The following is a 14392-nucleotide window of genomic DNA, read 5'->3' as shown; positions in this document are numbered from 1 at the left end:
ACCAGTCCCAGAATTCTCATCTCAATACCATTCCTTTGTGTGACAGGTGATCGATACGCGCGCGCAACATGAGGTGTCAGGACCGGAGGCGCAACACGCAAAGCGGTCAGAATCCAAGATAAATGCCCAGCGGCCCGCGACTTAGGCCGACACCTCCGCCGACATACGCACCGCTTGATCCAACCCCGATTGTGGCACTGACCGTGGGCTGAGGGGCAGTTGGTTGGTCAGGCTCACCATCAGCCCCGCACCCGGCCAGTACCAGGCCGGAAACCGTAATCAGGATCGCACGTAGCGCGGTCGTCATACCATTGCCTTCCATCGTTCGATCTGGACCCGCACCTGATCGGGGGCGGTACCGCCGTAGGACTGGCGCGAGTTTACCGAATTGTCGACGCCAAGGACAGAGTAGACGTCATCCGAAATTTCACCATGGACCGATTGCATATCGTCCAGTGTCAGGTCGGGCAGGTCACAACCCTTACCCTCGGCCATGGCCACCAGTGATCCGGTGACGTGATGCGCATCCCGGAACGGCAGGCCCAGCACGCGTACCAGCCAGTCGGCCAGATCCGTCGCGGTCGAGAAACCCGAGCCGGCGGCGGCGGCAAGGCTGTCGCGGTTGGCGGTCATGTCCTTGACCATCCCTTCCATCGCCGCCAGCGCCAGCATCCAGTTGTCGGCGGCGTCAAAGACCTGTTCCTTATCTTCCTGCATGTCCTTTGAATAGGCCAACGGCAGGCCCTTCATCACCATCATCAGCGCGGTGTTGGCCCCATAGATGCGCCCAACCTTGGCGCGGATCAGTTCAGCTGCATCCGGGTTCTTTTTCTGCGGCATGATCGACGAGCCGGTCGAAAACCGGTCGGACAGGGACACGAAACGGAACTGGGCCGAAGACCAGATCACCAATTCCTCGGCAAAACGCGACAGGTGCAAGGCGCAGATCGAGGCGGTCGACAGGAATTCCAATGCAAAATCGCGGTCGCTGACGGCATCCAGCGAATTGGCGGCGGGACGATCAAAGCCCAACGCCTGCGCCGTCATATGACGGTCAATGGGGAAAGATGTGCCCGCCAGCGCGGCAGCCCCCAACGGGGATTCGTTCATTCGGGCACGGGCGTCGCGGACTCGGCTCAGGTCGCGGCCAAACATCTCGACATAGGCCATCATGTGATGCCCCCAAGTTACGGGTTGCGCAGTTTGCAGATGGGTAAAGCCCGGCATGACCCAATCGGCGCCTGCTTCGGCCTGCGCCAAAAGCGCGCGAATCAGGGCCAGAATACCGGACTCCGCCGCATCAAACTGATCCCGGACCCACAGTTTGAAATCCGTCGCCACCTGATCGTTGCGCGAACGCCCTGTGTGCAAACGGCCAGCCGGCTCGCCAATGATCTCTTTCAGCCGCGCCTCGACATTCATGTGGATGTCTTCCAGCGCTGTTGAGAACTGAAACGTGCCGCTCTGGATTTCTGACAATACGGTGAGCAGCCCTTCCCGAATGGCCTGCGCATCACTATCACTTATGACGCCTGTGGCAGCCAACATGGCCGCATGGGCGCGCGAGCCTGCGATGTCCTGGGCTGCCATCCGCTGATCGAACCCGATCGAGGCATTGATCGCCTCCATGATCGCGTCTGGACCGGCGGCAAAGCGGCCGCCCCACATCTGGTTCGAGGATTGATCGGTCATGTAAGAAAACCCGGAGTTGATATGCGCTTATTTCGTTTGATCCCCCTTTATATGGCCCTTGCGCTGGGTGCAAACGCCGCTTTTGCGACCGATGCAGAAACGCTGGCTCCTCTGCGTGAAGACAGCCTGAAACGTTTGATCCTGCACAAGGAGCCCAAACCGGCAAAAGTGATCGAGTTTCAGCTGGAAGATGACGGGGGTGTCGGCACGCTGGCCGATTATGAGGGTAAGTATGTTCTGCTGAACTTCTGGGCCACCTGGTGTGCCCCCTGTCGCAAAGAAATGCCGCAGATCGCCGAATTGCAGGACGAGTTTGGGGGTGACAAGTTTCAGGTCCTGACCCTTGCCACAGGCCGCAACTCGCCAGCAGGGATCAAGAAGTTCTTTGAAGAGAATGGCATCTCCAACCTGCCGCGTCATCAGGACCTCAGCTCGGCTGCCGCGCGCGAGTTTGGCATCATCGCGTTGCCAATCACGGTCATTCTGAATCCCGAAGGTCAGGAAATCGCGCGTTTGATCGGTGATGCTGAATGGAACTCGGATAGCGCGAAGGCGATTATCTCGACGCTTGTTGGCGCAGAAAACTGAGGAAATAGCCTTAATAGCAGCAAATCATGATTTCCTCCGGGCATTCAACTCGGAGGATTTTTGATGAATTCTATTGCAGGAGTTGCCGCGATGGCGGGTGTTTTTTGGATGGCCACCGATGCTGCTACCACCAATGATGTACGCAAGAAGGGCAAGGGAGATCCGGTAACCTACATGATCTCCGACTAGTATTCCTGCTTGTCGGATGGCCGCGATCAAAGCCTTGGTTTTGGAACACAGCTGACGCGACGCCACCTTTGACAGTGTTTCGACTCCTTTGCACTCTGCGCTCAGGAGGATGGAATGCCGCTGGAAATTCTATTGGTGCTGGTCGTTGGGGGCATAGCCGGGATTACGCTGTTGCTGCATCTGACGGGAAAGTCGCAGTTGCATGTGCTGACGCCGGACACGGCGCCACGCCAGTGGCTCCGGCATTTTCCCGATGACACGGTGATCGACGTGACAATCGCCCATGACGGTCACGCGGCGCTGGTGTGGACACAGAATGGGGCCGGGTTGATCTGGTCCTTCGGGGCCGACACCGTCGCGCGGCATCTCCATGATTTCGACTGGCTTGAGACCGCCAATGGCATCGAAGTTCGGTTTCACGACTTCAGCACCCCGCGCGCGACCCTTCACCTTGACCAGACCGAACGCCAGCACTGGCAACACTTGATGAGGCCCGTATGACAGACCAGGTAAGCTTCCCCGATGCGGTGCAATGGGCCGTCCCGTTTTTCATCGCTGCTATTCTGGCAGAATTCCTGTGGATCGCAGTCAAAGGCAAAGGCGGTCGGTATGAAACGCGCGATGCGGTGACCTCGCTGATCATGGGGGCCGGGAACATCGCGTCGGGCTTTTTGCTGGGCTTTATCGCCTATGCGTTTTTCATGTGGCTTTGGCAGATCACTCCTCTGGATCTTGGCACGTCAATTCCCGTTATCATTCTGTGCTTTGTTCTGGATGATCTTCGCTATTACTGGGTACATCGTTTTGGGCATCGCATTCGCTGGGTCTGGGCTAGCCATGTCAACCACCACAGCTCGCAGCACTACAATCTGACCACAGCTCTGCGGCAGACTTGGACCTATACCTTTACGTTCATGATGGTCGTTCGCGCGCCGCTGATCCTGCTGGGTTTCCATCCGGCCATGGTTCTGTTCGTTGGCGGATTGAACCTGATCTATCAGTTTTGGATTCACACCGAGGCCATCGTCAAGATGCCCCGATGGTTCGAAGTGATCATGAATACCCCCAGCCATCATCGCGCGCATCACGGCAGGAACGCACGGTATCTGGATTGCAATTACGCCGGAGTTTTCATCATCTGGGACAAGATGTTCGGGACATTTGTGCCTGAACAGGAAAACGACCGGGTCGATTACGGGCTGGTTCACAATATCGGCACCTTCAACCCTTTGCGCGTTGCGTTTCACGAATGGGTCGGCATCTGGCACGACGCCACGCAGCCCGGCCTGACACTGCGGCAACGTCTGGCCTATTGTTTCGCACCGCCGGGTTACAGCCACGACGGCAGCCGCGACAACTCGGAACAGATAAAAGCCAAGCACCTGGCTCGCCACCCCGAGGACCGGGGAACGCCCGGATTTGAGCAGGTCGACAAGATCCTGCCGAAAGGACAGGCGGAACAGGCCTGACACAGCTGTCAGGCCCCACTACGACTTGAACTCCGGCCTTTGCACGCCATATCGGTCATTGAATGTGGCGCATAATTGAGCGAGGGGCGGCATGAAACGTTTGGCAACCATTTCGACCTTCGTCGGGTTATTTGGCCTGTTGCTGGCCATGCTTGCCGCGCTCGGCAGCTTTGTTGGCACGTTGATCGCACTGGGTTTTGTCCTGATGATTCTGGGTGCGACAGGAGCCCTACTTGGAGCCGCGGTATCACTGGCCCGTGCCGGGCATTCCGCGCGCTGAAACCGCATTAAGCAACTTCTTCTGACGCTTTAACCGCAGATTCATCTGTTTGCCCCGAAACTGTGTCAAAACACCTGTTTTGGACACACGAGAATCTGCGCCTATGGGAAACAAAAAGCTCGCCAATCTTCCCGAAGGGTTGGACACCCCTTTGAATGCAGCAGTGTCAACACGGGATCGTTCGGTGGTTCAGATGGCAACCGATGCTGTGAAGCACAAGCAATGTCGGTTGGCCTTTCAGCCAGTTGTTCAGGCGCACCCGCCGCATGGCATCGCGTTTTACGAAGGGTTCATTCGCGTGCTGGATGAAACAGGGCGTGTTATACCCGCCCGCGAATTCATGCCGCAGGTTGAAATTTCCCCGATCGGACGTGATCTCGACTGCGTCGCGTTGGAACTTGGTCTGCGCACGTTGGTGAAGAACCCCCAGATCCGCCTGTCGATCAACATGTCCGCCCGCTCGATCGGTTATTCCAACTGGTCCGGTATACTGGACCGGTTTCTGAAACGGGACCCGCAGTTGGGCGAACGGCTGATCCTAGAAATCTCCGAAAGCTCTGCCATGCAGGTGCCTGAATTGGTGGTCGACTTCATGGACCGCCTTCAGGATCGCGGCATCGCCTTTGCGCTGGACGACTTTGGTGCCAGCAACTTCAGTTTCCGCCACTTTCGCGAATTTCTCTTCGACGCCGCAAAGATCGATGGTCAGTTTATCAGGGGTATCAGCGACAGCCCCGACAACCAGGCTTTGGTGCGGGCCTTGATTGCCGTGGCGCGTGAGTTTGAAATTCTGGTCACTGCCGAATCGGTCGAAACACAGAAGGATGCGGCATTTTTGCTTGCAAGTGGCGTGGATTGCATGCAGGGCTTTTTGTTCGGTGCGCCCAGTGTTTCACCCCCGTGGAAGCAGGAAAGAAGTTCAAAAACAGCAAGTTGATCCGTGGGTGATCGACATTTTTCCGCCATTTCCCAAGCTGAGACAAGCTGCCCGTTGCTGCAAGTGCAGCATTACGCTATTGCAGAAGTACTTGAGCGGGGGATAACGGGGCGCTCTTGTTTCGAGAGGGAAACTCTCGGCCTGCGCCGTCAGACATTCCGCCAGATAATGACGGTAAAGGACTGATCATATGACCAACGTAGTAATCGCATCCGCCGCACGAACAGGTGTTGGCAGCTTTAGTGGTTCGTTTGCGAACACCCCCGCACATGATCTGGGCGCGGCCGTCCTGGAAGCAGTTGTCGAGCGCGCCGGGATTGAAAAAGGCGAAGTCAGTGAAACCATCATGGGTCAGGTTCTGACTGCGGCTCAGGGCCAGAACCCGGCTCGGCAGGCGCATATCAACGCCGGTTTGCCGCAGGAAAGCGCCGCCTGGGGAATCAACCAGGTTTGCGGCTCGGGCCTGCGTGCCGTCGCATTGGGCGCTCAGCACATCCAGCTGGGCGATGCCGATATCGTCGCCGCTGGTGGCCAAGAGAACATGACCCTGTCACCCCACGCCGCCGCCCTGCGCGCGGGTCACAAGATGGGCGATATGAAGTATATCGACACCATGATCCGCGATGGTCTGTGGGATGCCTTCAACGGCTATCACATGGGTCAGACGGCGGAAAATGTTGCCGAGAAATGGCAGATCAGCCGCGACATGCAGGATGAATTCGCTGTCGCTTCGCAGAACAAGGCCGAGGCGGCGCAAAAAGCTGGCAAGTTTGTCGACGAAATCGTGCCCTTCACCATCAAGACCCGCAAGGGCGACATCGTGATGGACAAGGACGAATACATCCGCCACGGCGCTACAATGGAAGCCATGGCAAAGCTGCGCCCCGCCTTTACCAAGGACGGATCGGTCACAGCTGCAAACGCTTCGGGCCTGAACGACGGCGCCGCCGCGACCCTGTTGATGTCGGCTCAAAACGCAGAAAAGCGCGGAATCGAACCTTTGGCTCGCATCGCGTCCTACGCAACTGCCGGGCTGGACCCGTCGATCATGGGCGTTGGCCCGATCTACGCTTCGCGCAAGGCATTGGAAAAAGCAGGTTGGTCCGTCGACGATCTGGACCTGGTTGAAGCCAACGAAGCCTTTGCCGCGCAAGCCTGCGCAGTGAACAAAGACATGGGCTGGGACCCGTCGATTGTGAACGTGAACGGCGGCGCAATTGCCATCGGCCACCCGATCGGTGCATCAGGTTGCCGCGTTCTAAACACGCTGCTGTTCGAAATGAAGCGCCGCGACGCAAAGAAAGGTCTGGCCACTCTGTGCATCGGCGGCGGCATGGGTGTCGCCCTGTGTGTGGAGCGCGACTAAGTGCGCCAATAACCAAATAGAAAAGGGCGTCCATGGGACGCCCTTTTTTGTTAAACTGGGGTCGTACCCCTTAGATGCGACGATATTGCCATCCGAAATAAACACCTTAACGACGAAACAATATTGCGCACAAGCATCTCTCAAAGTAACAGCATTACCAAGGCGACTAAAATTGGAGGAGTCCTAAATGGCACGTACAGCACTCGTTACCGGCGGTTCCCGCGGCATTGGCGCAGCAATTTCCAAGGCGCTCAAAGCCGAAGGATACAACGTTGCGGCCACCTATGCAGGGAATGACGAAGCCGCCGCGAAATTCACCGAAGAAACCGGCATCAAGACCTACAAGTGGAACGTCGCCGATTATGACGAATCCAAAGCAGGTATCGAAAAGGTTGAGGCCGAGGTTGGCCCCATCGATATCGTTGTCGCCAATGCTGGCATCACCCGTGATGCACCTTTCCACAAAATGACACCCGATCAGTGGAAAGACGTGATCGACACCAACCTGACTGGCGTGTTCAACACTGTGCACCCTGTCTGGCCTGGCATGCGCGAGCGCAAGTTTGGCCGTGTCATCGTCATCAGCTCCATCAACGGTCAGAAGGGCCAGTTCGCTCAGGTGAACTATGCTGCGACCAAAGCTGGCGATCTGGGCATCGTGAAATCTCTGGCGCAGGAAGGCGCGCGGGCGGGCATCACGGCCAACGCAATCTGCCCCGGTTATATCGCAACCGAGATGGTGATGGCGGTGCCTGAAAAGGTACGCGAATCGATTATTGGCCAGATCCCTGCCGGTCGTCTGGGCGAGCCTGAAGAGATTGCACGCTGTGTGACCTTCTTGGCCTCGGACGAATCTCAATTCATCAACGGCTCGACCATCTCGGCCAACGGTGCTCAGTTCTTCGTCTGATCCAGGCTTGTGAACAAAAAAACGGGCCGGCCCCTTTGGACCGGCCCTTTCTGATCCCGTAAGAACGCGCGCGCTGCGATCAGCGGGAACCCAATACCCAATTCCACATCTGCCGGACCACCTTGCCACGCTCTTCATGAGCGCGCAGGATCGCCACTTGGGCGGCGGGATTTGTTGTCATCTCGATCATGGCAGCCGCCTTTCAATTCAGTTTTGCTTGACCTGATGTGAATATGAAGGTCACTTAAAGCCGTGACAAACGAAGTTTCCTGAACCTTCAGTTAAGAATTTCTTGGCTATGAGTGATTATCTGCCCCCACTTACCGCGCTTCGGGCTTTTGATGCCGCGGCCCGGCACATGTCCTTCGCGAAAGCGGCGGAAGAGCTGCACGTGACGCCAGCGGCCCTGTCCTTTCAGATCAAATCGCTTGAGGAGCATCTGGGCCGCCCTCTGTTCCGCCGTCTGAACCGCGCTGTGGAACTGACCGATGCGGGCCGCGCCCTGGCCCCCGGCGCGGCAGAAGGCTTTGCCACCTTGCAAGCCGCGTGGCGTGCCGTACGCAGGCAGGAGGATGGCACCGGACTGACCGTCACCGCAGGTCCGGCGCTGACCGCAAAGTGGCTGGCGCCTCGCCTTTACGAGTTTGCCCGTGCGCATCCGGAAATCGATCTGAAATTCTCGGCCACGTTGCGCAATATGGATCTGGAGCGGGATGATGTGGATGTTGCCATCCGGTTTGGCAATTCCGCCGATGAGGGGCTGTATTCCGTACCTGTAAGAAAGGAGTGGCTGACTCCGGTCATGACCCCGGAGCTGGCGGAACAATTCACCACGCCAGACAGCCTGCGCGACGCACCGTTGATCCACGACGATTCGATCAACTTTCTGACCCCACCCTGCGACTGGCCTGCCTGGTTCCGCGCTGTGGGTATCGATTTCACACCCACTCATGGGGCGCATTTTTCCAACGCAGATCACGCGATTGACGCCGCTGTCGCTGGTGTTGGTGTCGCCCTTGGACGGCGTGCCATGATCCTCAAGGACTTGACCGAAGGTCGGCTGGTTGCCCCCTTCAAGGTCGCGCTGGAAACGCAGGGCCGGTTCCGATTCCTGTGCCTTCCGGGGGCCGAGAAACGTCCTCAGATCGCAGCATTTCGGGATTGGTTCCTGACCGAGATTGAAAAGACCGCGCATATTTCGGATGAGTTCGACATTGTTCCGATCGAAGAGGTTTCCGGATCATGACCAAAACGCGCGCAACAGCCATCGGTTTTGGGGCCGTACTATTATGGGCTTTGCTGGCGCTTTTGACCGTCGGCTCTGCACCTACACCGCCTTTGCTGCTGAACACGATCTGCTTTTCGATTGGTGGTACACTTGGGTTGATCTGGACAGCCGCAACCGGTGGGTTCAGCGGGTTGAAACAGATCCCCTGGACGACCTACCTGTTCGGTTCATTGGGCCTGTTCGGGTACCACGCATTGTATTTTTCAGCCCTACGCATGGCCCCCGCGGCCGAGGCCGGACTGATTGCCTATCTCTGGCCCCTTCTTATCGTTCTGTTTTCCGGCCTGCTACCGGGCGAGCAGCTTCGCGCTGGTCACTTGATTGGGGCGTGCCTTGGCTTTGCTGGGGCTGCTTTGATCATCACCGGAGGCGGGAGCGCAGGTTTTCAGGCGCAACATCTGCCAGGATACACATTGGCCCTGCTTTGCGCGATGACATGGTCAGGCTATTCAGTTCTGTCACGCAGATTGGGCGATACACCGACCAGTTCGGTTGCGGTCTTTTGTCTGATGGCTGCGTTGGCTTCGGGTCTGCTGCATCTGGCCATGGAAGACACCGTGCTGCCCGACTCGACACTAGGGTGGGTTTCTGTACTGGCACTTGGCCTTGGGCCCGTTGGGCTGGCCTTTTACGTCTGGGATATCGGGGTGAAGCAGGGTGATATTCAAATGCTCGGGACCTCATCTTACGCGGCCCCGCTATTGTCGACACTTGCTTTGGTGATGGCCGGGATCGCTGCCCCATCCTGGGGGCTGGCGATCGCGGCTTCTCTGATTACCGGCGGGGCCTTGATCGCGGCCCGTTCCAGTTTGAAATCTTAAGCAGACAGTCGCTCGATCTCTTCCTTCAGCTTGAGCTTCTGTTTCTTCAGCTGGGCTATGTGGAGATCATCGATGCCTGGCGAGCGTTGGGCTTGTTCTACTTCTAGACCGAGAGATTCGTGCTTCTTCTTCAGTTCTGTCAGATGTGCGCTCACGCTCATTGCGATCCTCCTTTTATACGTGTCTGTATGTCACGTAAGAAGTTGATCACATCGTTTCCACCCTGTCACGCTGCAGACGCACAGAATCTGAAACAAATCCGACAAAATCGGCTGGACATTGCCGGTCGTCGTCAGAACCCGGGCAGGGCAGCGGCCTTCCGAAGCGCAGCCGATACCGCATCCGTATAGCTTTCGCCGTCTTTTTCGTGACGTTCACCCGCGTGCAGAATCAAAGGTGGGTGGAGGCGAAATGCCGCACGCCCTCCTTTGCGGGCACGCAGAATGATCAGCTCAGCCTCTCGCCCTGTCCGTGGGCTTAGCGGCAACAACTCTACCGATCCCAATTTCCCTTGGCACGCTGCCAGCATGTCGGGCAGTCGATCGGCTTTCTGGATCATGTGCAGGTACCCTTTTTGCGCAAGGCGTCTGGCAGCCACTGCAATCCAGTCGGCCAACTGGGTGTCTTCGCTCAGGGCCACACTTCTTCCAGCATCCTTTGCAGGGCTATGCGCCCCCGCCCGATAATAGGGCGGATTCGCAATGACGTGATCGAACTGGCGCTGCCGAAGCGCCTCGGGCAAAGCGGTCAGGTCGGCTTCGACAACTTCCAGCTCTATCCCGTTGATTTCCGCGTTTCTGCGAGCCAATTCCGCATAGGCAGGCTGTAGCTCGATACCTGTCAGGTGCAAGCCGGGCACTCGTGAGGACAAGCAAAGAATGGCGGCCCCGGCACCGCACCCCAGCTCCAACACAGACTGACCTGCCCTGGCCGGAACGGATGCGGCAAGCAATACCGGGTCTACCCCTGCACGATAACCCGACTGAGGTTGCAGCAACCGGATCCTGCCCCCCAGGAAATCATTGCAGCTGAGTTCACTATCGGAAAACCGGTTCATCGGCCCAGCGGAATTTCATTGTCGCGCATCACACGTTCGGCACGGGTCAAGTCTTCGGCGCGAACCATCAGTCGGCGGGGAAAGATCCCGATCCCACCTTCGAGGATGCTCATATTTACGTCCATCTGAAAGCAGTCTATATCCTCGCCTTCAAGGAGAGCCGATGCAAAGGCCAGGATCGTCGGATCGGTACTGCGCAATAGTTCTTTCATGGGGATGGATGTAAGGGCAAGGCTGGGCGAAAGTCGAGCCTTGTATCAGGAGTGTGATGACCGTCGGCATGATCTCAAAACCGCATGAGCGCCTCGCTGAAATTCTGGCGGGTGAAATGGAGGCTGTGAACACGTTGATCCGCGCCCGGATGGCGTCGGACCATGCCCCACGTATCCCCGAAGTGACCCAGCATCTGGTCGAGGCGGGCGGAAAGCGCCTGCGCCCAATGCTGACATTGGCAGCGGCGCGGCTGTTTCGCTATTCAGGTGAGCACCACGTGCGCCTTGCTGCCACGGTCGAGTTCATCCACACCGCCACCCTTCTGCACGACGACGTTGTGGATGAGAGCGCCCAACGGCGCGGACGCCCGACCGCAAATCTACTTTGGGACAATAAATCCAGCGTGCTGGTCGGTGATTACCTGTTTTCCCGCAGCTTCCAATTGATGGTCGAAACGGGTTCGCTGCGGGTTCTGGATATCTTGGCCAATGCCTCAGCAACCATCGCCGAAGGTGAAGTGCTGCAAATGACCGCTGCAACCGACCTGCGGACAGATGAAAGCGTTTACCTACAGGTTGTGCGCGGCAAGACAGCAGCTTTGTTTTCAGCTGCGACCGAGGTGGGCGGCGTGATCGCCGGTGCATCGGAAGAACAGATCAAAGCTCTGTTCGATTATGGTGACGCATTGGGGATCGCATTCCAGATTGCGGACGACCTGCTGGATTATCAGGGTGACAGCAAGACAACCGGCAAAAATGTGGGCGATGATTTCCGCGAACGAAAGCTGACCCTGCCTGTCATCAAGGTTGTTGCACAGGCCACGCCCGAAGAGCGCGCTTTCTGGGAGCGCACGATCGAAAAGGGCCGCCAACAGGATGGCGATCTGGATCATGCGCTGGGCCTGATGGACAAATACGCAACGCTGGAAGAAACTCGGCAGGACGCATTGGGCTGGGCGAACAAGGCAAAGGCATCTTTGGATGTTCTACCTGATCATGAAATTCGCAGCCTGCTGCGCGAACTGGCCGATTACGTAGTCTCGCGCCTTAGTTAAGCTGCGTCGCGCGGCACCACCATTCAGGATGCGCCGCACCGATCTCATAGGCCGCGAAATGCGCGTCTTTCATTGTGGGGTACAGAGCATAACAGGTCGAGCCGGAGCCCGACATACGCGTTACAAGGGCACGATTGGTCATGTTCAACTCGTCCAGAACCTGCTCGATCTCACGTGCAACGCCCATGGCAGGTACCTGCAGGTCATTGCGTTGATCACGCAACCACAGGGCACAGACTTCAGCGTCTACAAAATCTGGGACTAACTCAGGCATCGGCGGATTGTCTCTGGACGACAATGCGTTGAAAACGGCATTTGTCGGCACCGGCACATTCGGGTTGACCAAAAGGGCGGGTAAGTGCGGAAGGTTCACCGCCGCCAAACGATCGCCAATGCCTTGCATTCTGATCGCCCGGCTTTCCAGGCAAACGGGCACATCTGCCCCCAGTGACAACGGCAAGTCAGGCGGGACGTCACATCCCTGCCCTGCCAATGTCCAAAGCGTGGCGGCCGCATCCGATGACCCACCCCCTATACCTGCCCCGTGGGGCAACGACTTGATCAGGTCTACATGCCCGGTCCAGCCGACGCCTTCGGCCGCTTTCCAGACCAGATTACGGTTGTCCGTGGGCACGCCTTCAGCAAACTCCCCAATCACGTCCATAGACAGCTCGGGGCCGGGTGTGAATGTCAACTGATCGCCCAGATCAGCAAAAACCACTAACGAATCCAACAGGTGATAACCGTCCTTACGACGTCCGGTCACATGGAGGGTCAGGTTGATCTTGGCGGGCGCAAACGCCTTAATTTCCATTTGCGACTTTCAAAGGTTCCGCACCTTCTTCGGCCAGAACGGCGCTTAGTCCGACTTCGATCTTGCGTCGAATGCGATCCGGGTCAGCCTCGCCATCCGTGTCTTCGGGGTCAACGAAGGACAGAGCCCGTTTCCACTGGAACTCGGCCTCACGCGCTCGTCCAACAGCCCAATAGACGTCCCCCAGATGATCATTGACGACCGGATCAACGGGCATCAGCTCGACCGCGCGCTCCATATGCTCGACCGCTTCTTCGTAACGACCCAGACGGAACAAAACCCAACCCAGACTATCCACGATGTAGCCACTATCCGGGCGGGCCTCGACCGCGCGCTGGATCATGTCCAGCGCTTCATCCAGCTTTTCTTTCCGTTCTACCAAAGAATAGCCCAGATAGTTCAGCACCTGCGGCTGATCCGGATTCAACTCCAGCGCCCGGCGGAAATCGGTTTCAGCCTGATCCCACTGCTTCAGCCGCTCGTGGCTTATGCCGCGCGCGTAGTGCAGGAACCAATTCCCGCCTGCCTGACTGTCCGTCAAACCAATCGCAGTGTCATAAGAGGCAACCGCAGCCGCATAGTTTTCCTGACGACGTTGAAGATCTGCCAGAGAAACATGGACGCTGGGCAAATCAGGATTTTGCAGCGCCAGGTTTTGCAGAACTTCAATGGCCGCATCGGTTTTTCCGGACTTGTCCAGGATTTCGGCCCGCCCAAGTTCTGCGGCATGGTGGTCATTGCTGCCGGCCGGAACCATGCGATAGGCGGCAACAGCCAGATCATACTGTTGCAGTTTGTCCAGCAATTCCGCGCTCAGCAGAATGGCGTCCACGTGGTCAGGGCGCAGAAAACTCGCCAGTCGTGCGTAAAGCAGGACGTAGTCAGCCGAAGCCTCGCTGTTCAATGCGGCACCAACGGTAAAGAATATTTCCGCCATTCCATCCAGCGCAGAGCCCGCGTGAGTGAACGGAAGCGTCTCGCCCGCGGTCAATTGGCCGGTATAGGCTTCAATGGTCGGATCGCTACCGGAAACAAACACATCGTCCAGAAACTGTATGGCGTCTTCGTTGCGATCCAGCTGCGACAGCACCTCTGTACGGGCCAGCGCGGCCCGACGCGAGAACCGCGCAACCGCGCCGTTGTTATCCGCAAAAATCACCTCGGCACCTTCGAAATCGCCGATAGAGGCCAGTGCCATGGCTTTGTGATACAGCGCAAATTCCCTGAGGCCTTCCTGCGTTGCCACGGCATCGAACTGATCCATGGCCTTTGTCATTTCACCTTGCCCCAGATGGGCCCATGCGATCATCAGCCCATCAACCAAAGGACCGATCCCCTGCGTTTCAGGGTCACGCGCCAGAAGTTCGTCAAACTTGCCGTCTGCGATCAAATTGGCCGAAATCGCCATGCGCGCGGCCTGGCTTGGAATGTTGGCTTCCTCGATCTGCTTTGCAACAGGCAAAGCACGGGCAATTTCCCCCAGCGCAAGGCGGGCGACAACAACGCTTTCCAAGAGCAGCGCGTTTTCCGGATCAAACCTGAGAGCCTGGGCGTAGTATCTTTCCGCCGCAGAATAGTCGCTTTCGTAAATCGCCTGACGCCCGGCCAGATAAGAACCGGCACCCGATTCTGAAAAGGCCGGAACTGCGACCGACGACATGAGCAGCACGGACAATGCCGCGCGACGAACCAGGGAAACCACCGAAATCCTGCC

18 protein-coding genes are annotated in these 14392 nt (G+C 57.6%); 11 read left to right on the top strand and 7 right to left on the bottom strand.

Going from position 1 to position 14392, the window contains the following annotated elements; translation table 11 throughout:
* Positions 1-106: 106 nt before the first annotated feature.
* Together ACR3FC_RS11805 and argH are read right to left on the bottom strand one after the other, a co-directional pair.
* Positions 107-307, bottom strand: coding sequence for an argininosuccinate lyase (locus ACR3FC_RS11805; RefSeq protein ID WP_480475057.1), 201 nt, complete (start codon positions 305-307; stop codon positions 107-109).
* Positions 304-1692 (bottom strand): argininosuccinate lyase, encoded by a 1389-nt coding sequence (argH, locus tag ACR3FC_RS11800; protein WP_480475055.1) that lies wholly within the window; start codon positions 1690-1692, stop codon positions 304-306. Before argH ends, ACR3FC_RS11805 begins: the two co-directional genes overlap by 4 nt.
* Before the next feature lie 21 nt (positions 1693-1713).
* Here argH and ACR3FC_RS11795 point away from each other — a divergent pair, with 21 nt between their 5' ends.
* The 10 genes from ACR3FC_RS11795 to yddG all read left to right on the top strand — a co-directional run bounded on the left by ACR3FC_RS11795 (position 1714) and on the right by yddG (position 9540).
* Positions 1714-2280, top strand: a complete 567-nt coding sequence (locus tag ACR3FC_RS11795; RefSeq protein ID WP_480475053.1) for a TlpA family protein disulfide reductase — start codon at positions 1714-1716, stop codon at positions 2278-2280.
* Between the two features lie 63 nt (positions 2281-2343).
* Entirely contained in the window at positions 2344-2469 is a 126-nt protein-coding gene (locus ACR3FC_RS11790) for a hypothetical protein (protein ID WP_480475051.1), read from the top strand.
* Positions 2470-2583: 114 nt separating this feature from the next.
* Positions 2584-2970 carry a hypothetical protein gene (locus ACR3FC_RS11785; protein ID WP_480475049.1) on the top strand — a complete coding sequence of 129 codons (387 nt, stop codon included), beginning with the start codon at positions 2584-2586 and terminating at the stop codon, positions 2968-2970.
* A complete protein-coding gene (locus ACR3FC_RS11780) occupies positions 2967-3938 on the top strand; it encodes a sterol desaturase family protein (protein WP_480475047.1) in 972 nt (323 codons plus the stop codon). Before ACR3FC_RS11785 ends, ACR3FC_RS11780 begins: the two co-directional genes overlap by 4 nt.
* 91 nt (positions 3939-4029) lie before the next feature.
* A complete protein-coding gene (locus ACR3FC_RS11775; protein WP_480475045.1) occupies positions 4030-4218 on the top strand; it encodes a hypothetical protein in 189 nt (62 codons plus the stop codon).
* Between the two features lie 103 nt (positions 4219-4321).
* A complete protein-coding gene (locus ACR3FC_RS11770) occupies positions 4322-5155 on the top strand; it encodes an EAL domain-containing protein (RefSeq protein WP_480475043.1) in 834 nt (277 codons plus the stop codon).
* A gap of 190 nt (positions 5156-5345) precedes the next feature.
* The gene (locus ACR3FC_RS11765) at positions 5346-6521 is read left to right on the top strand and encodes an acetyl-CoA C-acetyltransferase (RefSeq protein ID WP_480475041.1); all 1176 of its coding nucleotides are present in this window, start codon (positions 5346-5348) and stop codon (positions 6519-6521) included.
* 187 nt (positions 6522-6708) lie between these two features.
* Positions 6709-7431, top strand: a complete 723-nt coding sequence (phbB, locus tag ACR3FC_RS11760) for an acetoacetyl-CoA reductase (protein ID WP_209506587.1) — start codon at positions 6709-6711, stop codon at positions 7429-7431.
* A gap of 298 nt (positions 7432-7729) precedes the next feature.
* Positions 7730-8677: a transcriptional regulator GcvA gene (locus ACR3FC_RS11755; protein ID WP_480475039.1), complete on the top strand. Its 948-nt coding sequence runs from the start codon at positions 7730-7732 to the stop codon at positions 8675-8677.
* Positions 8674-9540, top strand: coding sequence for an aromatic amino acid exporter YddG (yddG, locus tag ACR3FC_RS11750; RefSeq protein WP_480475037.1), 867 nt, complete (start codon positions 8674-8676; stop codon positions 9538-9540). Before ACR3FC_RS11755 ends, yddG begins: the two co-directional genes overlap by 4 nt.
* On the opposite strand, the gene ACR3FC_RS11745 is transcribed toward yddG, so the two are convergent.
* From ACR3FC_RS11745 to ACR3FC_RS11735, 3 genes are all read right to left on the bottom strand, one after another.
* Positions 9537-9701: a YdcH family protein gene (locus tag ACR3FC_RS11745; RefSeq protein WP_083445267.1), complete on the bottom strand. Its 165-nt coding sequence runs from the start codon at positions 9699-9701 to the stop codon at positions 9537-9539. The genes yddG and ACR3FC_RS11745 overlap by 4 nt on opposite strands.
* Before the next feature lie 131 nt (positions 9702-9832).
* Positions 9833-10597 (bottom strand): tRNA1(Val) (adenine(37)-N6)-methyltransferase, encoded by a 765-nt coding sequence (locus ACR3FC_RS11740; RefSeq protein WP_480475035.1) that lies wholly within the window; start codon positions 10595-10597, stop codon positions 9833-9835.
* Positions 10594-10809, bottom strand: a complete 216-nt coding sequence (locus ACR3FC_RS11735) for a putative signal transducing protein (RefSeq protein WP_050604033.1) — start codon at positions 10807-10809, stop codon at positions 10594-10596. Before ACR3FC_RS11735 ends, ACR3FC_RS11740 begins: the two co-directional genes overlap by 4 nt.
* A gap of 56 nt (positions 10810-10865) precedes the next feature.
* Between ACR3FC_RS11735 and ACR3FC_RS11730 the strand changes: the two genes are divergently transcribed.
* On the top strand, positions 10866-11864 hold the full coding sequence (locus tag ACR3FC_RS11730; RefSeq protein ID WP_480475033.1) for a polyprenyl synthetase family protein: 999 nt from the start codon (positions 10866-10868) through the stop codon (positions 11862-11864).
* Here the strand turns inward: ACR3FC_RS11730 and ACR3FC_RS11725 are convergent.
* Both ACR3FC_RS11725 and ACR3FC_RS11720 read right to left on the bottom strand, forming a co-directional pair.
* Positions 11857-12678, bottom strand: coding sequence for a 4-(cytidine 5'-diphospho)-2-C-methyl-D-erythritol kinase (locus tag ACR3FC_RS11725; RefSeq protein ID WP_480475031.1), 822 nt, complete (start codon positions 12676-12678; stop codon positions 11857-11859). The two genes, ACR3FC_RS11730 and ACR3FC_RS11725, sit on opposite strands and share 8 nt — an antisense overlap.
* A complete protein-coding gene (locus ACR3FC_RS11720; RefSeq protein WP_480475029.1) occupies positions 12668-14380 on the bottom strand; it encodes a tetratricopeptide repeat protein in 1713 nt (570 codons plus the stop codon). The genes ACR3FC_RS11725 and ACR3FC_RS11720 overlap by 11 nt, the downstream gene beginning before the upstream one ends.
* Between the last annotated feature and the right edge of the window lie 12 nt (positions 14381-14392).

The sequence above is a fragment of the Ruegeria sp. AF3 genome (genome assembly GCF_056536285.1).
Note: the sequence above shows the minus strand (reverse complement) of the source record. Positions and strands in the feature narration are given on the sequence as shown.